The 18760-nt window shown below is 63.1% G+C and carries 15 protein-coding genes; 5 read left to right on the forward strand and 10 right to left on the reverse strand.

Features of this window, described 5'->3' with window-relative positions; all coding sequences use genetic code 11:
• Positions 1-10: 10 nt before the first annotated feature.
• Both FJ546_RS21520 and FJ546_RS21525 read right to left on the reverse strand, forming a co-directional pair.
• Complete coding sequence (locus FJ546_RS21520; protein ID WP_140891162.1) at positions 11-820, reverse strand: ABC transporter ATP-binding protein; 810 nt, start codon at positions 818-820, stop codon at positions 11-13.
• A gap of 4 nt (positions 821-824) precedes the next feature.
• On the reverse strand, positions 825-2012 hold the full coding sequence (locus tag FJ546_RS21525) for an ABC transporter permease (RefSeq protein WP_140891163.1): 1188 nt from the start codon (positions 2010-2012) through the stop codon (positions 825-827).
• A gap of 77 nt (positions 2013-2089) precedes the next feature.
• On the opposite strand from FJ546_RS21525, the gene dgcA reads away from it, so the two are divergent.
• Positions 2090-3073: an N-acetyl-D-Glu racemase DgcA gene (gene dgcA / locus FJ546_RS21530; RefSeq protein ID WP_140891164.1), complete on the forward strand. Its 984-nt coding sequence runs from the start codon at positions 2090-2092 to the stop codon at positions 3071-3073.
• On the opposite strand, the gene FJ546_RS21535 is transcribed toward dgcA, so the two are convergent.
• A complete protein-coding gene (locus FJ546_RS21535; RefSeq protein WP_140891165.1) occupies positions 2993-4258 on the reverse strand; it encodes an MFS transporter in 1266 nt (421 codons plus the stop codon). The two genes, dgcA and FJ546_RS21535, sit on opposite strands and share 81 nt — an antisense overlap.
• 124 nt (positions 4259-4382) lie before the next feature.
• Positions 4383-5198 carry a UDP-2,3-diacylglucosamine diphosphatase gene (locus FJ546_RS21540; RefSeq protein WP_140891166.1) on the reverse strand — a complete coding sequence of 272 codons (816 nt, stop codon included), beginning with the start codon at positions 5196-5198 and terminating at the stop codon, positions 4383-4385.
• Positions 5199-5317: 119 nt separating this feature from the next.
• On the opposite strand from FJ546_RS21540, the gene FJ546_RS21545 reads away from it, so the two are divergent.
• From FJ546_RS21545 to FJ546_RS21560, 4 genes are all read left to right on the forward strand, one after another.
• Positions 5318-6097, forward strand: coding sequence for an SDR family oxidoreductase (locus FJ546_RS21545; RefSeq protein ID WP_140891167.1), 780 nt, complete (start codon positions 5318-5320; stop codon positions 6095-6097).
• Between the two features lie 176 nt (positions 6098-6273).
• Positions 6274-8598 (forward strand): NADP-dependent malic enzyme, encoded by a 2325-nt coding sequence (locus tag FJ546_RS21550; RefSeq protein WP_140891168.1) that lies wholly within the window; start codon positions 6274-6276, stop codon positions 8596-8598.
• A gap of 193 nt (positions 8599-8791) precedes the next feature.
• A complete protein-coding gene (locus FJ546_RS21555) occupies positions 8792-9472 on the forward strand; it encodes an outer membrane protein (RefSeq protein ID WP_140891169.1) in 681 nt (226 codons plus the stop codon).
• 72 nt (positions 9473-9544) lie between these two features.
• Positions 9545-10747, forward strand: coding sequence for a DUF2865 domain-containing protein (locus tag FJ546_RS21560; protein ID WP_140891170.1), 1203 nt, complete (start codon positions 9545-9547; stop codon positions 10745-10747).
• On the opposite strand, the gene gltX is transcribed toward FJ546_RS21560, so the two are convergent.
• The 6 genes from gltX to FJ546_RS21590 all read right to left on the reverse strand — a co-directional run bounded on the left by gltX (position 10665) and on the right by FJ546_RS21590 (position 18727).
• Entirely contained in the window at positions 10665-12038 is a 1374-nt protein-coding gene (gltX, locus tag FJ546_RS21565; protein WP_140891171.1) for a glutamate--tRNA ligase, read from the reverse strand. The genes FJ546_RS21560 and gltX overlap by 83 nt on opposite strands.
• 147 nt (positions 12039-12185) lie before the next feature.
• Entirely contained in the window at positions 12186-13367 is a 1182-nt protein-coding gene (locus tag FJ546_RS21570) for a hypothetical protein (protein WP_140891172.1), read from the reverse strand.
• A gap of 206 nt (positions 13368-13573) precedes the next feature.
• Complete coding sequence (locus FJ546_RS21575; protein ID WP_140891173.1) at positions 13574-15379, reverse strand: ABC transporter ATP-binding protein; 1806 nt, start codon at positions 15377-15379, stop codon at positions 13574-13576.
• Positions 15380-15772: 393 nt separating this feature from the next.
• Complete coding sequence (locus FJ546_RS21580) at positions 15773-16183, reverse strand: GNAT family N-acetyltransferase (protein ID WP_140891174.1); 411 nt, start codon at positions 16181-16183, stop codon at positions 15773-15775.
• A gap of 53 nt (positions 16184-16236) precedes the next feature.
• Positions 16237-17913 (reverse strand): NAD+ synthase, encoded by a 1677-nt coding sequence (locus FJ546_RS21585; RefSeq protein ID WP_140891175.1) that lies wholly within the window; start codon positions 17911-17913, stop codon positions 16237-16239.
• A 97-nt stretch (positions 17914-18010) separates the two neighbouring features.
• Positions 18011-18727 carry a DNA-3-methyladenine glycosylase I gene (locus tag FJ546_RS21590; protein WP_140891176.1) on the reverse strand — a complete coding sequence of 239 codons (717 nt, stop codon included), beginning with the start codon at positions 18725-18727 and terminating at the stop codon, positions 18011-18013.
• Between the last annotated feature and the right edge of the window lie 33 nt (positions 18728-18760).

Here is an 18760-nt window from a genome sequence, read left to right on the forward strand (position 1 = left end):
TCACTTATGGCTATGCACGTGCGGCAAGATCAAGTTGGCGGGCGCGTTTTCCGCGGAAATAGGATTTCACCCACGGTTCCTCGCTCTTCAGCATGTCGTCGATGGTGCCCTCGACCAATACTTTCTTCTTGCCGAGCACCGCCACGTGGTCACAAGCGGTAAACAGCGTGTCGAGATCGTGCGTGACCATATAGACGGTCAGGTCCATGGTGTCGCGCAGCTTGACGACGAGTTCGTCGAATTCGGCAGCACTGATGGGATCGAGGCCGGACGTCGGCTCGTCTAGAAAGACGATATCCGGATCGAGCGCCAGGGCGCGCGCAAGTGCTGCGCGCTTGATCATGCCGCCGGAAAGTTCTGCCGGGAATTTCTGCGCCGCGTCCGGCGGCAATCCGACCAGCTCGATCTTGAGCAGCGCCAGCTCGTCCATCAGCTTCCTTGGCAGGTCGAGATATTCGCGCATCGGCACCTGCACATTCTCCTGCACGGTCAGCGCCGAAAACAGCGCGCCATGCTGGAACAGCACGCCAAGCCGCATGTCGATGCGCAGGCGCTCGATATCGCTTGCCTTGTCGACGTCGACGCCAAACAGCCTGATCATTCCGGACTGCTTGGGCATCAGCCCGAGAATGGTGCGCAACAGGACGGACTTGCCGGCGCCCGAAGCGCCGACGAACCCGAGGATCTCGCCGCGCTTGATGTCGAGCGAAAGCTTGTCGAGGATCAGCTTGTCGTCGATGGCGACGGTGACGTCACGCACCGAAAGGACGATCTCGTTCTCGTCCTTTTCCTCCGTCTTGATGCCATTGCCCTTCGCCATTGTGTCAGAACTCGATCGCTGCGTAGAACATGGCGAAAAGCCCATCGAGGATGATGACGACGAAGATCGATTTCACCACGGAGGCAGTCACGTGCTGGCCGAGCGATTCAGCGCTGCCGCCGACCTTCATGCCTTCGACCGAGGCGATCGTGCCGATGATCATGGCCATGAACGGCGCCTTGATCAGCCCGGCGAAAATCGTGCTGAGATCGATGGCGACACGCAAGCGGTCGATGAATGCTGCGGGTGGGATATCGGAGTAAAGCCAGGCCGCGACAATGCCGCCGCCAAGTGCGGCGAAATTGGCAATGATCGTTAGGCACGGCAAGGCGATCACAAGCGCGACCAGGCGCGGAAAGACCAGAACGCCAATCGGATTGAGACCGATGACCTTCAGCGCGTCGACCTCCTCGCGCATCTTCATCGAGCCGATCTCGGCGGTGATCGCGCTGCCGGAGCGGCCGGCGATCATGATTGCCGTCATCAGCACGCCGAGTTCGCGCAGGATCAGCACGCCGACGAGGTCGACGACGAAGATGTCGGCGCCGAAATAGCTGAGCTGGTAGGCGCCCTGCTGGGCAACGATGGCGCCGACGATCGCCGACATCAGCACCACCACAGGAATGGCGCCGACGCCCATGCGGTCGATCTGGTTGAAGATCGCCGCCGGGTTGACGGCGTGGCCGCGGCCGAGCTTCATCTGCGCGCCGCGGATGGTGGCGCCCAGAATATTCATTGAGGCGAGGAAATCGTCACGCATCTCGTAGACGCGCCGGCCAACCGCCTCAAGGGCACGAATGACGATATTGGGCGGCCGCGCCTGGCCGGATTCGGGTTCGCGCCGGACAGCCTCGCCGACCGCGTCGAGCAGGATGGCGGCGATCTCGCTTTGGCCTTGCAGCCGGACCTCGACGTTCTTCTTTTCGAAGGCGCTGATGAGCCGGTCGATTAACCAGGCGCCGGCGGTATCGATCTTCTCGATTTTCGAAAGATCGAGCGCCAAAGTCTTGAAACCGTTTCGTTTCTCGATCTTGCGCATGTCGGCGTCGATCAGCGCCACAGTCCGTGTCGTCCAGATTCCGGAGAACGCGCAGCCGAGCACTCCATCCTCCTCGCCCACCGCGACGCGCGGTTGGTGGTCAGCCTCCGAGGTGGTGGTGCCGCTTGCGTCGCGCTTGCCGATGGTCAACATGGCGTCCTGTTTAGCCTGATGGGTCCGACTTTGTCGATTTGCCGACAACCCTTCTCGCACAGCCGGAGCAGAAAAATATGGCGCGTGTCATTTCGGTCGAGGCCGAGCGTTTTCCAATCGCCGGCACTTTCACCATTTCGCGCGGCTCCAAGACCGAGGCCGAGGTCATTACATGCACGATCAGCCAGGATGGTCATAGCGGGCGCGGCGAGTGCGTTCCCTACAAACGCTATGGGGAAACCATGGACGGCGTACACGCCGCGATTGAGGCCATGCGCGAGCGGATCGCCGGTGGCATCGACCGGACCGCTTTGCTCGACGCTATGCCGGCGGGAGCCGCCCGCAATGCCGTCGACTGCGCGCTGTGGGACCTTGAAGCCAAGATCAGCGGCAGGCCGGCGGCAAATGCAATCTGGCCGGCGCCGCTGCGTCCGCTGGAAACCGCCTATACATTGTCGCTCGGCGAAGCCGAAGCGATGGCGGCACAGGCCCGCGCCAATGCCGACCGGCCGCTGTTGAAGGTCAAGATCGGCGGCGACAACGACATGGCCAGGATTCGCGCCGTGACGGAGGCAGCGCCTCAGAGCCGAATCATCCTCGATGCCAATGAAGGCTGGACCGACGACAACATCGTGGCAAACCTCGCTTTTGCGGCGAAGCGAGGCATTGCGCTGGTCGAACAGCCCCTGCCCGCCGGCCATGACCAGATCCTGCGCCACATCGCCCATCCTGTGCCGATCTGCGCCGACGAAAGCGTGCATGAGGCGAAGAACCTGGAAACGCTGGTCGGCCTCTACGATGCCGTCAACATCAAGCTCGACAAGTCGGGCGGACTGACGGCGGCGCTCATGCTGCGCGACCGCGCCCGTGAACTCGGTTTCGGCGTCATGGTCGGCTGCATGGTCGGCACGTCGCTTGCCATGGCGCCGGCGGTGCTGCTCGCCCAGGACGCCGATTTCGTCGACCTTGACGGTCCGCTGCTACTTGCCCGCGACCGTGTGCCGGGTCTCGTCTACCAGGGATCGCTCGTCTCCCCCCCGGACCGGGCGCTTTGGGGCTGAGCGCGCGGCAAGCCCGATCAGCACCAGGCCGGCGATCGCGATCGGGATCATCACCAGGAAACCATCGACGCCGAGACGGTCATAGAGCGGGCCGGAAGCCAGCGTAACGGCGGCCATGAAGAAGCCGTTGAAGAAATAGGCGATGCCTTGCGCCGCACCCGTGCGCTCTTCGGAGACGGTCTCGGCGATCATTCTCTGCAGGCCGATGAGCACCATGGCGACAGTCACCGAGTGCAGTGACTGCACGGCGAAGAAGCCGGCGATGCCGAGCCCGAGCGGCCAGACCAGTGGAAAGATGATCCAGCGCACGATGGAGCCGATGCCGGCGATCACCATCACCTTGACGACCGACACGGAAGCGAAAATGCGGTTGAACGACAAAAACATGCAGACTTCGGACACCACGCCCCATGCCCACAGCAGGCCGACGACGGAATCGCTGATGCCGATCGATTTCCAGTAGATGGAAACGAAACCGTAGAGGAAGGCGTGGCTGGCGGTGATGATACCGACGCCAAAGGTGAAGTAGAGGAAATAGGCATTGAACAGGCTCGGGGCCGCGTGCTGGATCTCCGCTGCCGACAACGGCGAAGCCTTGCGCGGGCGCCCCATGCGCGGCGCCAGCAGCCCGGCGACGAGCGCCGCGCCAAGGGCAAGGAGTATGATCACCGGAACGGCTTGGGGTCCGGTGGCCGCCAGGATGAAGCCGCCCGCGACATTGGCGCAGAGATAACAGATCGATCCCCATTTGCGCATGCTTGCATAGTTCGAGCCGAAGCGGCGCACGCCCGAAAGCGCCAGCGAATCGGCGATCGGCGAATGCGGCGTCCAGACAACGGTGAGCGCCAGCGACACAGCCAGCACCATCGCATAGGTAGGGGTGAGGAAATAGCCCGCCGAGAGCAGCAGCGAGGCCGCCACCAGCGCGACATAGACATTGGCGCGGTCCCTCGCGCGATCGGCGAGCGTCGTCAGCAGCGGCGTGGTCACCACGCGCAGGAACATCGGCGCGGCCAGGATGACGGCGATCTGCTCGGCGTGAAACCCCTTGGCCTGCAGCCAGAGCGGAAAATAGGGCAGATGCGTGCCGAGCGATATGAACAGTGTGCCGAAGATCAGGCTCATGCGCAGTTCGAAATGGCGCGGCTTGACGAGCTGTTCTGGCGAAAGCGGCGGCAGGGACATGAATCGATCCAATTACGCCGCGCTCGATCGGCCGGCGACGTGGATCGATCCCTTAACATGGCGGAAAAGCAGGCGAAACCGGCTGGACCGATGATTGACGCTTAAAGTCGTCGCGACCTTCGCGTCAGGCCGCCTGCCCGACCCGATCCTCGATGAGCATCGGGATGAAAGGTTCGTCCGGCGACTCCGGCAGCACCTGCGCCCAGGTCAGGATTTCCATCCGGCCATCGAAGTGCTCGACCACGGCCGTGCAGCTCTCCACCCAGTCGCCGGTGTTGATGTAGCGCACGTCGTCGAAATTCTCGATCGCCGCATGGTGGATATGGCCGCAAATGACGCCGTCGACATGCGAGCGGCGGGCTTCCTCGGTCAGCACGGTCTGGAACGAGCCGATGAAGCTGACCGCCTTCTTGACCTTGACCTTGGCCCAGGACGAGAACGACCAGTAAGGCAGGCCGAGCAGTTGGCGCAGCCGCGTCACCACGCGGTTGACGATCATCGCCGCGTCATAGGCGTGATCGCCGAGATAGGCGAGCCAGCGCTGATTGTGGACGACGGTGTCGAACTGGTCGCCATGGATGACGAGCAGGCGCTTGCCGTCGGCGGTTTCATGGATGGCGCGGTCGGCGACGACGATGCCGCCGAAATGCACGCCCTGGAACTGGCGGGCGAATTCGTCGTGATTGCCGGCGATATAGGTGATCGAGGCGCCCTTGCGCGCCTTGCGCAGCAATTTCTGCACGACGTCATTGTGGCTTTGCGGCCAGTGCCAGCTGCGCCGCAGCCGCCAGCCATCGACGATATCGCCCACCAGATAGATGATGTCGGCGTCATGGTAGCGCAGGAAATCGATCAGGAACTCGGCCTTCGCCGCCTTCGAGCCCAAATGGACGTCGGAAATGAACATGCTGCGGAAAGTGCGGGGCTCTTGGCCTGACATCGCGATTTCACCCTTGCTTTCGCGCAGCCTATGCCCCGATTCATGCAACAACCGTATGACGGTTGCGATTGGTCCAGCCTAAGGACTAGCTTGCCGGCCAAATCACAGGAGAAATCGTCATGGATCTTGGTATCCGCGGAAAGAAGGCCATCGTCTGCGCTTCGAGCAAGGGTCTTGGAAAAGGCTGCGCCATGGCGCTGGCCGAGGCCGGTTGCGATATCGTCGTCAATGGGCGCAACGCCGAACTGGTGGCCAGGACCGCCGCGGAACTGCGCGCGCGTTACGGCGTGACGGTGACGGAAGTCGCCGGCGACGTTTCGAAGCCGGAAGTGCAGAAGGCGCTGCTCGCCGCCTGCCCGGAGCCCGACATCCTCGTCAACAACAATGGCGGCCCGCCGCTGCGCGATTTCCGCGAACTCGATCGTGCGAAAATCCTCGAAGGCGTGACCCAGAACATGGTGACGCCGATCGAACTGGTGCAGGCCGTCCTCGACGGCATGGCGAAGCGCGGCTTCGGCCGCATCGTCAACATCACCTCGCTGTCGGTCTATGTCCCAATTCCCGGTCTCGACCTGTCGTCGGGCGCGCGCGCCGGCCTGACCTCCTTCCTCGCCGGCGTGGCGCGAACGGTGATCGACCGCAACGTCACCATCAACAGTCTCTTGCCCGGCAAGCTCGACACCGACCGGCTGCGCGGCCCGCATGAGGCCGGCACCGTCGAGGACCCTGCTGCGGCAGCCGCGCGCAAGACCCGCATCAGCGCCGATGTCCCGGCCAAGCGGCTCGGCACGCCTGAGGAATTCGGCCAGATCTGCGCCTTCCTCTGCTCGGTTCATGCCGGCTATCTCACGGGCCAGAACATACCGGTCGATGGCGGTCTCTACGTCAGCGCGTTTTGATTGCAAGGTCTGCGGAGCGGCGCGACTCATCTGGCATGAAATTGCCATAAACATTTGATATTTATTGATTTTCGACGCGCCGTCACTTAATGCTGCCGGCGCGTCAATTAGCGTCGCGAAAAATCTTGGCCGCATGCTAAAAGGACTCCCGACACAGGTTTCGAGGGAGCGGCCGCATGGAAGGCGAGAACAAGAAAACGGCACGTTCGGACCTCGACGAAGCCGCCCTCTACTTCCACAAGCACCCGACGCCGGGAAAGCTCGAGATCCAGGCAACCAAGCCGCTCGGCAACCAGCGCGACCTGGCGCTCGCCTATTCGCCCGGCGTGGCGGCGCCTTGTCTTGAGATCCGCGACAATCCGGCAACCGCCGCCGATTACACGGCGCGCGCCAACCTCGTCGGCGTCGTCTCCAATGGCTCGGCCGTGCTCGGCCTCGGCAATATCGGCCCGCTGGCCTCCAAGCCGGTCATGGAAGGCAAGGCGGTTCTGTTCAAGAAGTTCGCCGGCATCGACGTCTTCGACATCGAGATCGACGCACCCGAGATCGAGCGCATGGTGGAGACCGTCGCCGCTCTCGAACCCACATTCGGCGGCATCAACCTCGAGGACATCAAGGCGCCGGAGTGTTTTGAAGTCGAGGAACGGCTGAAAGCTCGTATGAGCATACCGGTATTCCACGACGACCAGCATGGCACCGCCATCATCGTCGCCGCCGCCGTGCTCAACGGACTGGAATTCGCCGGCAAGACCATCTCGGACATCAAGGTCGTCACCTCCGGTGCGGGTGCCGCTGCCCTTGCCTGCCTGAACCTTCTGGTCTCGCTTGGCGTGCGCATCGAAAACATCTGGGTCACCGACCGTTTCGGTGTCGCCTACAAGGGCCGCACCGAAGAGATGGACCGCTGGAAAGACCCCTATGTGAAGGAGACCGAGGCGCGCACGCTGGCCGATGTCATCCCGGGCGCCGATGTCTTCCTCGGCCTTTCGGCCGCCGGCGTGCTGAAGCCGGAACTGCTGGAGCACATGGCACCGAAGCCTTTGATCCTGGCGCTGGCCAATCCCAATCCCGAGATCATGCCGGAAGTGGCGCGCGCGGCGCGTCCCGATGCCATGATCTGCACCGGCCGCTCCGATTTTCCCAATCAGGTCAACAATGTCCTGTGCTTCCCCTACATCTTCCGTGGCGCGCTCGACTGCGGCGCGAGCGCCATCAACGAGGAGATGAAGATGGCTGCCGTGCGGGCCATCGCCGCTCTTGCCCGCGAAGAGCCTTCGGACGTCGCCGCACGCGCCTATTCGGGCGAGACGCCGATCTTCGGGCCCGATTTCCTGATCCCCTCGCCCTTCGATCCCAGGCTCATCCTGCGCATCGCGCCGGCCGTAGCCAAGGCGGCCTGCGACACCGGTGTGGCGACACGGCCGATCACCGACTTCGCCGCCTATATCGACAAGCTCAATCGCTTCGTCTTCCGCTCCGGCCTGGTGATGAAGCCGGTATTCTCGTCCGCCAAGGCATCGAGCGCCAAGCGCGTCATCTATGCCGATGGCGAGGACGAGCGCGTGCTGCGCGCCGCCCAGGTGGTGCTTGAGGAAGGCATCGCCGAGCCGATCCTGATCGGCCGCCCGCACGTCATCGAGGTCAGGCTGAAGCGCTACGGGCTGCGCATCAAGCCGGGCGTCGATTTCGGCCTGATCAATCCCGAGGACGATCCGCGCTATCGCCACTATGTCGACCTGCTGATCGAACTCGCCGGCCGGCGCGGCGTCACGACGGAGGCCGCGCGCACCATGGTGCGCACCGACAACACCGTGATCGCAGCGCTGGCGCTGAAGCGCCGCGACGCCGATGCCATGGTCTGCGGCCTCGAAGGGCGCTTCGAGCGGCATCTGCGCAACGTGACGCTGATTATTGGCCCTCGTGCCGGCATCAAGGACTATGACCTGTCGACGCTTTCGATGCTGATTTCGCAGCGCGGCATCATCTTCCTCACCGACACGCACGTCTCCGTCGACCCGACGGCCGAGGAGATCGCCGAGATGACCGTGCTGGCGGCCGAGGAAATCCAGCGCTTCGGCATCGAGCCGAAGGCGGCCCTTCTGTCGCATTCGGATTTCGGTTCGCGCGATTCACCAAGCGCGCTAAAGATGCGTCAGGCGGCGGCAATCCTGGCGCGTATCGCGCCGGAGTTGCAGTGCGACGGCGAAATGCATGCCGATTCCGCACTGTCCGAGCATCTACGCCAGCGCGTCTATCCGCATTCGCGGCTCAAGGGCGAAGCCAATCTGCTGGTGTTCCCCAACCTCGATTCGGCCAACATCACGCTGACGGCGTTGCGCGCCATGATGGATGCGCTCCATGTCGGCCCGATCCTGCTCGGCACCGACATGCCGGCCCACATATTGACGCCCTCTGTCACGTCACGCGGTGTGGTCAACATGACGGCGCTCGCCGTGGTCGAGGCCGCGCACAAGGCCCAGGCCATCGCCAATCTGGACTAGCCGAAGCCGGCTCAGCAGGCACGGCTTGCTCCATCGGGCAGCACCCTCAGGTACCCACGACAAACTCGTTGCAAACCGGGGTGTTGCGCATCAGCAACTTGCGATTGCGGAAATTCGGCCTTGGCTTGAAGCGGATTTCGCAGGGAAGGCCGACCTGATATGGTTGCACATCTGATTTGACGGCGAGGACGTCATGAAGGGCCTGCTGTTGGCATCCGCATTGCTGTCGCTGATCGGCGGACAAGCTCTTGCCGCGGACGCCATCAGTGCCGAGCCCGCTCCCGTCCGTGACTGGTCCGGCGTCTATGTCGGCGGGCAGATCGGCTACGGTTTCGGAAAAACCGACGCGGTTTTCAGTTCGCCCAACACGCCAACGTTTCAGGCAAGCCAGGACTACGACATCGACGGATTCCTGGGTGGTGTTCAAGTCGGCTATAACTCCCAGATCAATTCCCTGGTTCTCGGCGTCAAAGCTGACATTGCTGGCGCGGACATCAAGGGACACTCGGGCGAAATCAATGTCGGCGTCCGCGGCGATACATACGATACCAAGGTGGACTGGTTTGGAACGCTGCGCGCCAGCGCCGGATATGCGTTCGACAACACCTTGATCTATGGAACCGGTGGCCTTGCTTACGGAAGCGTTGAAAACCGTTACCTTGACGGGCCTTTCAATAGCTTTTCAGAAAAGGGCACCAAAACTGGATGGACTCTTGGCGCAGGGCTGGAACAGGCATTTACCGATCATTGGTCGGCGAATGTCGAGTATCTTTATGTCGATCTGCGCGACCAGACCATCGACTACGGCGGCAGCAACACCGAGTTCGATAACAAGTTCAGCACAGTCAAGATAGGCATGAACTACAAGTTCTGACAAACAGCCGAAATAGACGATTAACCGGCAACGGGGTAGCTTGGCGGGCATAGGCCAGCAGGATTGAGGCGGATGACAAGCGGAGGGTTGAAGCGGGCGCATGCTGCCATGCTGCTTGGCCTCTTGCTGTCAGGCGCCACCATCACCGAACCACAGGCCGCCTCGCGGGTCTGCCGTCAATTGGAGGCCGATCTTGCCGCGGCTTCGCGTGGTGGCGGCGGCGGTCCGGCGATGATCCGCAAATTCGATGCCGCGATCGACCGGCAGCGCGAACAGATCTCCAAGGCCCGCAGCCAGGCGGACAGTGCCGGTTGCGGGTTTTCGCTGTTTTCCCGCAACATCAATCGATGCGCCGGGCTCAACGCCACCATCGACCGCATGAACGCCAATCTCGACGGTCTCCAGGCCAAGCGTGCCCAACTCGCCGGTGGCGGCGGCTCGCGTCGCGACCGTGGCCGCATCCTGGCCGCGCTCGACGCCAATGGCTGCCGCGACGACACGGTTGCGCCGCGCCGCGCGCCGCTGCAGGAAGCCGACCGCGAAGAAGACGGCAACGCCAACCTGTTCGATCAGCTTTTCGGCGGCGACAACCAGCCGAGCGACACGCCTGACCAGCCGGACGATCCCGGCGAGGAACGCAATGTCGGCCGCGTCCTGAACCTGCCCGGCGTTCCAGACGCTCCGGGCACCGGCGGCGAGTTCCACACCACCTGCGTGCGCACCTGCGACGGCTATTTCTTCCCGATGTCGAATGCCGCCTCGGTCGGCGATTTCGAGCGAGACCAGAAGAATTGCGAATCCAGCTGCCCCGGCACCGAGATGCAGGTCTTCTATTCGCGCGGCATGGACGACGATTCGGCCTCGATGACCTCGTCGGCCACCGGCAGGCCCTACAGCGAGCTGCCGACCGCCTATCTCTACAAGCAGTCCAACGTGTCGCGGCCGCCGGCCTGCGGCTGCAATGCCGCGCAGAACTTCCAGATCATTGGCGGCAACCCGCCACCGCGACAGTCGCTGCCGCAAACGGAAGCGGCACCGTCGGTCCCCATGCCGGCCTCCAAGCCCGATCCGGGGGCCGACCCGGAAACCCTGGCCAACAGGGACGGCGGGCTCGACCGCGACGCCATCAAGCGGCTTTCCGCCAAGCCGGTGACGTCGCCGGTATCCGCCCTGCCGCCGGAGCAGCGCAAGGTCAGGGTCGTCGGGCCAACGTTCCTTCCCGACCCATCAGCGGCAATAAATCTGCAAGCTCCGGCCCCGAAGGCAGTCCAGTAAGGGCAAGCCTCAGCGGCATGAACAGCCCCTTGCCCTTGCGCCCTGTCGCTTCCCTGATCTTGCCGGTCCAGTCCTTCCAGACCGCTCCGTTCCAGGGCTCTTCGGGCAGGACTTCGAAGGCCTGTCCGAGGAAGTCACGATCGTCGTCGGAGAACTCCGGTCTGTCCTGCGGCCCCTCGCGCAGGATGCGCCACCAGCCCACCGCATCGGCGAGCCGGTCGAGATTGCCGCGCACCGCCAGCCAGAACGGCTCGGCCTGTTCGCCGGAGATGCCAAGCACCATCAGCCTGTCGCGCGCCTCGTCGAACGGCATGTGGTGCATCAGCACGCGGTTGAGCACGAACAGTTCGTCCGGATCGAACTTGGCCGATGATTTCGAGGTCGCGGCCGGGTCGAAATGGCCGGCGAGCTCGGCGAGGTCATGCGCGGCCGCGACATTCTCCGAGGTGCCGACCAGAACGGCGAGCGACGCGACGGCCATCGGCTCGATGCCATCCTCGCGCAGGCTTTCGATGGAGAGTGCGCCGCTGCGCTTAGACAGGCCTTCGCCCGAGACGGTGGTCAAGAGATTGTGGTGGCCGAAGACAGGCGGCTCGGCGCCCAGTGCCTTGAACAGGGCAATCTGCACGCCGGTGTTGGTGACATGGTCGTCGCCGCGGATGACGTGACTGACACCCATCTCGATGTCGTCGACGACGGATGGCAAGGTGTAGAGATAGGTGCCGTCCTCGCGCACCAGCACTGGATCCGAGAGCGAAGCGAGATCGACCGTTTCCTCGCCACGCACCAGATCGTTCCAATGAACCTCCGTGCGTTCGGGCTGCAGCGGATCGCTGGTGAAATTGGGCAGCAGGAAGCGCCAGTGCGGCCGGCGCCCGTCGGCCTGGTATTCGGCCACCTGCTCATGTGTCAGCGCCAGAGCCTCGCGGCCATAGACCGGCGGCAGGCCCCGCGTGCGGCGCACCTTGCGCCTCAGGTCGAGTTCTTCCGGCGTTTCATAGCAGGCGTAGAGAACGCCCGCCGCCTTCAGCCGCTCGACCGCCGCGTCATAGACCTCAAAGCGTCGCGACTGATATTCGGTGGCATCGGGGAAGATGCCCAGCCAATGCAGGTCGTAGAGGATGGCGTCGGCGAATTCCTGCTTCGAACGGCCAATGTCGGTGTCGTCGAAGCGCTGGATGAAGCGGCCCTTGTTGTTCAGGGCAAACAGCCAGTTGAACAGAGCGGTGCGCGCATTGCCGATATGGATGCGGCCGGTCGGTGACGGGGCGAAACGAACGGTAACTGTCATGAGCGGGGCGTACCGGATGCCTTTGTGATTGACAAGATGCGCCCCCGCGCTGGTCGGCACACATAGAACATGATGCGGGCGATGAAAAGACTGAGGCCATGCGAGGCGCATGGCCCTTATCCGATCAGAACAGCTGGTTGAAAGCGATCAACGGCCGAAGTCGTCGGAACTGAGGCGGGTCCAGCGGTCGCCCATCAACCCACCGATAAAGATGTCGCCGGAGCGGACCGCCTGCGCGACCTCGGGGATGCGCGAGCGCACCATCGTCCCCCCGGCATAGCGGAAGAAAACATTCTTGTAGCTGAAGAGTTGCGGCATGAGCCTGCTCTGGGTCTGCCCGATGATGCCCGCGCAGCCCATATTCCACGCGTGCTCCATCACACCATCCAGCGTCGCACCCCAGTGAGGTCCTGAGGACTGGAGTTGCAACAGGTTCGCGATGCCGCCGGCCTGACCGTAGAAAGCGTAGCAACCGAGCATTTTACCGGCTTCGTCGTAGGTCCCACCAAAATGAAGCGGGCCGTCGGCCCGTTTCTCGGCCGCCAAAGCGAGCAGCCGTGGCAGCTCGCCATCCTGCCAGCGCGGCCGCAGCGAGTAATCTGAGACAAGGGTCGGCAGCCGCTCGGCAAATTGCGCGGCATCCATCGGCTCGCGATGGACCCGGTGTGACGAGGAATGCTGGACAGGCGGCTCGAACCTTTTTCTCGTAAAAGCATCGAATGCTCGGGCGCAGGGATCGAGCACGAAGCGCGGCAGGCCCGGCCATTTACCGCGCGCCACGGCGGAGGCCACCGCGGCCGGGCGGAAAATGCGGGTCCATCCCAGACAATGCGTCGGCAGCAACTGGTATTTCATCGGGCGCGCGAAGGCCAGGGATACCCGGTTGGCCGAATCGGTCAGGTGCAGATCGAATTCGCCTTGATGCACGGCACGCAGCAATTGCGGCCCGGCCGAACCGTGATCGGTGCCGGTGTCAGCCATGAGCGGACCGATGATCGCGGCATTCAATGTCGCGCCGTTGAGCTCGTAGCGGGCCTTCAGGACACCGAGGAAGCCACCCAGATCTCCCTGCGGGTTGATCTGGACAAGAGCGTTGCTCGCGCCTGGCTGGCCGGCAGGGTCGAGATAGATCTTTCTCATATACTCGGCCGTTTCAGCGATGGCGCGATCGAGGAGGTGACGTCGCCGACGGCGAAACTTCGTCAGGAAGAGTGCGGCGACCCGCTCGAGATCTTCGGCGGCGAGTGGCCGAACCGAGCCATGGTGAATTGCCAGCACCGGCGGCGCAGCTACTTTTTCCGCACCGGTATCTTCGGAAGCAAGATGCATAGTGAAGCCGAAATCCTGCGCTGACCAGTTTGATCCCAGGGTACGGGCTTACGATCCCTGGGTTGCTTTTGCGTAAACGACATGCAACCAATGGTAGAAAAGGCGTGTTGTACCCCAGCATTATAAAAAAGTATGCCGCGCAGGTCACTCTGGCTGAAAGCACCCGATGGAGATGGCCTCCGGCCGATGGCGGAGGCCATCTCAGATCAGATGACCAGTCCCTTGGTGAGTTCGAGCGCCTGACGCTCGAACAGGCGGCGGTAAATGCCACCCTTCAGCCGGATCAGTTCGTCATGCGAGCCTTCTTCGACGATGTTGCCACGATCGAAGACCAGCAGCCTGTCGAGCGCTCGCACCGTCGACAGCCGGTGCGCGATGACCAGCGTGGTGCGGCCGACCATCAGCCGCTCCATCGCCTGCTGGATCAGCACCTCCGATTCCGAATCGAGGCTCGACGTCGCCTCGTCCAGGATCAGGATGCGCGCATCGGCCAGGAAGGCGCGCGCGATGGCCACGCGCTGCCGCTCGCCGCCCGACAATTTCACGCCGCGCTCGCCGACCAGCGTGCCATAACCCTTCGGCAGGCTGGTGATGAAGTCATGCGCGCTGGCCAGCTTCGCGGCATGCTCGATCTCCTCCTGCGTCGCGTTCGGCCTGGCATAGGCGATGTTTTCGGCCAGCGAGCGATGGAACAGGATGGGTTCCTGCTGGACGATCGCGATCTGCCCGCGCAGCGACGCCTGCGCCACCTGCGAGATGTCCTGGCCGTCGACCAGGATCTTGCCCGCATTGACGTCATAGAGCCGCTGGATCAGCTTGACGAAGGTCGTCTTGCCCGAACCGGAGTGACCGACGAGCCCGACGCGTTCACCCGGCGCGATATCGACCGAAAAGTCGCGATAGAGCGGCGACCGGTGATTGCCGTAGTGAAAAGTGACCTTGTCGAAGCTGATCGACCCTTGCGTGATCCGGATCGGCTTGGCGCCGGGCCGGTCCTCGATGCCGAGCGGTTCGGACTGGAAATCGACCAGTTCCTCCATGTCGTTGATCGAACGCTGCAAATTGCGGATATGCGTGCCGATATCCCTGAGATAGCCCTGCAGCACGAAGAACGAGGTCAGCACGAAGGCGACGTCGCCGGCGCTCGCCTGCCCCCACGACCACAGCAGCAGCGACAGGCCGATCACCGCGGCGCGCATGACCAGCAGCAACGCCCCTTGCGTGGTGCCGTTGACGGTGCCGCGCACCCAGGTGCGCCGCGTGCGCGCCCGCCATTTGGCGACAACCCTGGCGAGGCGGCGCTCTTCGCGCTCCTCGGCGCCAAAGCCCTTGACCACGGCGTTGCAGCTGACAGCGTCGGCAAGCGAACCGCCAAGGCGCGTGTCCCAGGTGTTGGCGAGCCTGGCCGCCGGCGCGACATAGCCAAGCGACAGCATCGCCGTCACCATGATGAACAGCACCGAGCCGGCGGCAACGACCACACCCATCAGCGGCCAGAACCAGCCAAGCAGCAGCGTCGAGCCGACAAGCATGACCACCGATGGCAAGAGCGCGATCAGGATGGTGTCGTTGAGCAGGTCGAGCGCCCACATGCCGCGCGTCACCTTGCGCACGGTCGAGCCGGCAAAGCTGTTGGCGTGCCAGTCGGTGGAGAAGCGCTGGACGCGATGGAAGGCATCGGCGGCAATGTCGGCCATCATCTTCAGCGTCAGTTCGACGATGCCCATGAACGCCAGGTTGCGCAACACGACGCCCGTCAAGGCAAGCGCCATCAATATCGAAAACGCCGTCATAGCGGCATCCCAGGCAATGGCGTCCGCGCCGGCGCTGCTGGCGACGGCGTCGACCAGGCGGCCGGAATAGAGCGGCGTCAGGACGTCGGCCAGCGTCGACAGCAGGAAACCACCCATGATCAGCGAAAGCCGCCAGGGCTGGCGCCGCCAATGGGTAAGCGTGAAACCAAGAACGCTGCGAAAGGCGCTCGCGCGCAAATCGATCTTGAAACGAGCCATGATGTCATCCGGGCGCAAACGAGCCCGATCCCCAGTAAGGTCGAAAATTGAAGAAGCCGCGCAAGGGGCGAATGATTGCCCAGAAGCGGAGTGGCATATTTTGGCGTCACGCCCGTAATCGGGCGGCGACCGGCATCGGCATAAGCCTGTGCTCAATTCGGCTCCGATGCGAAGGACGGTCCTTCGCGCGGCGCCAGATGAGACCTAGGCTTCGCGGCCTTGCATTACCATTTTAAATACTGCCATTCGGACCTCCCGCAAATGAATCGCGGAGTGGTCCTTATAGAGACGCTCTGATGCATCGCCAAGACGGGCCTTGCCCAAAAGCGTATCTGGTGCAACCAGTGCGATTATTTTGCAACAACGGCGGTGGGAGCTTTCGCCGCGTTCCGGTCACTGGGGCGTGCGGTCCAAGCGCATGTATCGGCCGTCGGTCGATGCCTTGAAGCCCAGCTTTTCGTAGATCCCATGCGCGTCGCCGGTCGACAGGCTCCAGTGCGAGACGGTGCCGAGCTCGGGATGATCGATGAGTGCCTGCACCAACCGCTGGCCAATGCCCTGCCCGCGATTCTCGGGCCAGACGATGATGTCGGCGAGATAGGCGAACACCGTGCGGTCGGTGATCGCCCTGCCGAAACCGACCTGCTTGCCATCGATGTAGGCGGCGGCGCAGCACGAATTGACGAAGGCCCGGCGATGAAACTCGTCGCTGCGTCCAGCCCCCCAATAGCTCGCCATCAACAGGTCGGAGGTCGCACGGAAGTCGATTCGCTCGAGGTCGAAGCTGATCTCACAGTCCAGCATAGCTGTCTCGCCTCGCGGCATCGCGTATTTTCGCCCATTGGACGAACTGCGCGTTACCCACGATCCCTGAAACGGTTGGTGATGGGATAGCGGCGGTCGCGGCCGAAATTCTTCCGGGTGATCTTGACACCCGGTGCCGCCTGCCGGCGCTTGTATTCGGCGATGTAGAGCAGGTGTTCGATGCGTGTCACCGTCGCCCGGTCATGGCCGCGCGCGACGATATCGTCGACGCCCAACTCATTCTCGACCAGGCATTCGAGGATGTCGTCCAGCACCGGATAGGGCGGCAGCGAATCCTGATCGGTCTGGTTCTCGCGCAACTCCGCCGACGGCGCCTTGTCGATGATATTCTTCGGGATGACCTCGCCCGACGGCCCGAGCGCGCCCGGCGGCACATGGCTGTTGCGCCAGCGCGACAGCGCGTAGACCTGCATCTTGTAGAGATCCTTGATCGGATTGAAGCCGCCATTCATGTCGCCATAGAGCGTGGCATAGCCGACCGACATCTCGCTCTTGTTGCCTGTCGTGACCACCATCGAGCCGAACTTGTTGGAGATCGCCATCAGGATGGTGCCACGCGCACGGCTCTGCAAATTTTCCTCGGTGATGCCTTCCTTGGTGCCCTCGAAGAGCTGCGTCAGCGCATGCAGGAAACCTTCGACCGGCTCGAAGATCGGCACGATGTCATAGCGGCAGCCGAGCGCGCGGGCGCAATCCTCCGCGTCCTTGAGCGAATCCTTCGAGGTGTAGCGGTAAGGCATCATCACCGCGCGCAACCGCTCTTCGCCGAGCGCGTCGACGGCAAGGGCCGCACAGATCGCCGAATCGATGCCGCCGGACAGACCGAGCACCACATTCTTGAAGCCGTTCTTGTTGACGTAGTCGCGCAGGCCCAGCATGCAGGCGCGATAGTCGGCCTCCTCCCGCTCGGGGATCTTCGACATCGGCCCTTCCGAGCAGAGCCAGCCGTCCTCCCCGCGCTTCCATGTGATGACGTCGACCGCTTCCTCGAACTGGCTCATCTGGAAAGCCAATGTCTTGTCGGCGCCGATGGCAAACGACGCGCCGTCGAAGATCAGCTCATCCTGGCCGCCAAGCTGATTGGCATAGGTGATCGGCAATCCGCATTCGATGACCTGGCGGATGACGACCTGATGGCGGACATCGATCTTGGCGCGATAATAAGGCGAGCCGTTCGGCACCAGCAGGATTTCTGCCCCGCTTTCCGCCAGCGATTCGCAGATGCCGACATCGCCCCAGATGTCCTCGCAAATCGGAATGCCGATGCGCACGCCACGGAAATTGACAGGTCCCTGGATCTCGGGTCCTGCCTGGAACACGCGCTTCTCATCGAACTCGCCATAATTCGGCAGGTCGAGCTTGTAGCGTTCGGCGATGATCTTGCCACCATCGGCGATGACGATCGAATTGTGGGTGCCGCTCTTGCGCTTCAGCGGCGTGCCGATGATGACGCCGGGGCCGCCATCCGATGTATCGGCGGCAAACTCCTGCGCCGCCTTTTCGCAGGCCTTCAGGAAGGCCGGCTTCAGCACCAGGTCCTCGGGGGGATAACCGGCGAGGAAAAGCTCTGTGTAGAGCACGAGATCAGCGCCCTGGCGCGCCGCATCCGCCCTCGCCTCGCGGGCCTTGGCGAGATTGCCGGCGACGTCGCCGACGGTCGGGTTGAGCTGGGCAACGGCGATGCGCAGGATGTCGGGCTTCTTGGTCATGCCTGCTGACTTAGCGCGGCAAAATTCGCCTCGCAATGGCGTTCGCTTGGACCAACCCCGACCGAATGACAGACGTCATTCGTGTCGGGACCGTCGATCAGTCGTCGCCCATATATTCGCGCAGCGACTGCGGAGAATGGTTCTCGCCGATCGACATCGCCAGGATGCGCGAAATGTGCCGGCGCGGCAGGCTGGTGTCCGCCACCCATTGATTGATCTGGGCCTGGATCTTGTCGAGGTCCCTCTTCGAAGTCGGGCTTTCGGCGATGTCGAGGCCGGCGTCACGAAGCGCTGCCGCCATGTCGGCCGAGATGACGAAGGCATCCCAGCCCAGCCAGCGCAGGAAATACTGGCCCGTATTGCCGCCCAGCCGGCTGCCATGCTTGCCGAGATAGGCCATCAGCCCGACCTGGTCGTCGGCAGGCCAGTTGGCGAGGAATTCGCCGAAGCCGCCATGCTCCTTCGACACGCGTTCGACGAAGGCAGCGTTGTCGCGCACGGATTTGATTTTCTGCGGGTTGCGCACAATGCGCTGGTCGGAAGCCAGATCGTGCCAGAAATCGTCAGGCTGGAACAACAGCCGCTTCGGCTCGAAGCGCAGAAACGCCTCTTCGAAACCGGGCCATTTCTGCTCGATGACGCGCCAGACGAAACCGGCGGCAAAGATTCGCTCGGCCATGGTCGAGAGAATGCGGTCGTCCGGGATATCGGCGACCGCGGCATTGTCGGGCACAGGCCCGAGCAGCGTTGCAAGCTCGACTTCGCCGCCCTTGCGTTTTGCCGCGCGCAGGCGAATTTTCTGGAAATCGGCCATGGGTCCCTCGCTGTTGGCTTGAATGTAACACTT

The organism is Mesorhizobium sp. B2-4-19 (assembly GCF_006441315.1).
In the GTDB taxonomy this organism is placed as follows: Bacteria; Pseudomonadota; Alphaproteobacteria; order Rhizobiales; family Rhizobiaceae; genus Mesorhizobium.

Coding starts and splice junctions, on each gene's coding strand:
- FJ546_RS21520 (WP_140891162.1), bottom strand. CDS start 820: ATGGCGAAGGGCAATGGCATCAAGACGGAGGAAAAGGACGAGAACGAG.
- FJ546_RS21525 (WP_140891163.1), bottom strand. CDS start 2,012: ATGTTGACCATCGGCAAGCGCGACGCAAGCGGCACCACCACCTCGGAG.
- dgcA (WP_140891164.1), top strand. CDS start 2,090: ATGGCGCGTGTCATTTCGGTCGAGGCCGAGCGTTTTCCAATCGCCGGC.
- FJ546_RS21535 (WP_140891165.1), bottom strand. CDS start 4,258: ATGTCCCTGCCGCCGCTTTCGCCAGAACAGCTCGTCAAGCCGCGCCAT.
- FJ546_RS21540 (WP_140891166.1), bottom strand. CDS start 5,198: ATGTCAGGCCAAGAGCCCCGCACTTTCCGCAGCATGTTCATTTCCGAC.
- FJ546_RS21545 (WP_140891167.1), top strand. CDS start 5,318: ATGGATCTTGGTATCCGCGGAAAGAAGGCCATCGTCTGCGCTTCGAGC.
- FJ546_RS21550 (WP_140891168.1), top strand. CDS start 6,274: ATGGAAGGCGAGAACAAGAAAACGGCACGTTCGGACCTCGACGAAGCC.
- FJ546_RS21555 (WP_140891169.1), top strand. CDS start 8,792: ATGAAGGGCCTGCTGTTGGCATCCGCATTGCTGTCGCTGATCGGCGGA.
- FJ546_RS21560 (WP_140891170.1), top strand. CDS start 9,545: ATGACAAGCGGAGGGTTGAAGCGGGCGCATGCTGCCATGCTGCTTGGC.
- gltX (WP_140891171.1), bottom strand. CDS start 12,038: ATGACAGTTACCGTTCGTTTCGCCCCGTCACCGACCGGCCGCATCCAT.
- FJ546_RS21570 (WP_140891172.1), bottom strand. CDS start 13,367: ATGCATCTTGCTTCCGAAGATACCGGTGCGGAAAAAGTAGCTGCGCCG.
- FJ546_RS21575 (WP_140891173.1), bottom strand. CDS start 15,379: ATGGCTCGTTTCAAGATCGATTTGCGCGCGAGCGCCTTTCGCAGCGTT.
- FJ546_RS21580 (WP_140891174.1), bottom strand. CDS start 16,183: ATGCTGGACTGTGAGATCAGCTTCGACCTCGAGCGAATCGACTTCCGT.
- FJ546_RS21585 (WP_140891175.1), bottom strand. CDS start 17,913: ATGACCAAGAAGCCCGACATCCTGCGCATCGCCGTTGCCCAGCTCAAC.
- FJ546_RS21590 (WP_140891176.1), bottom strand. CDS start 18,727: ATGGCCGATTTCCAGAAAATTCGCCTGCGCGCGGCAAAACGCAAGGGC.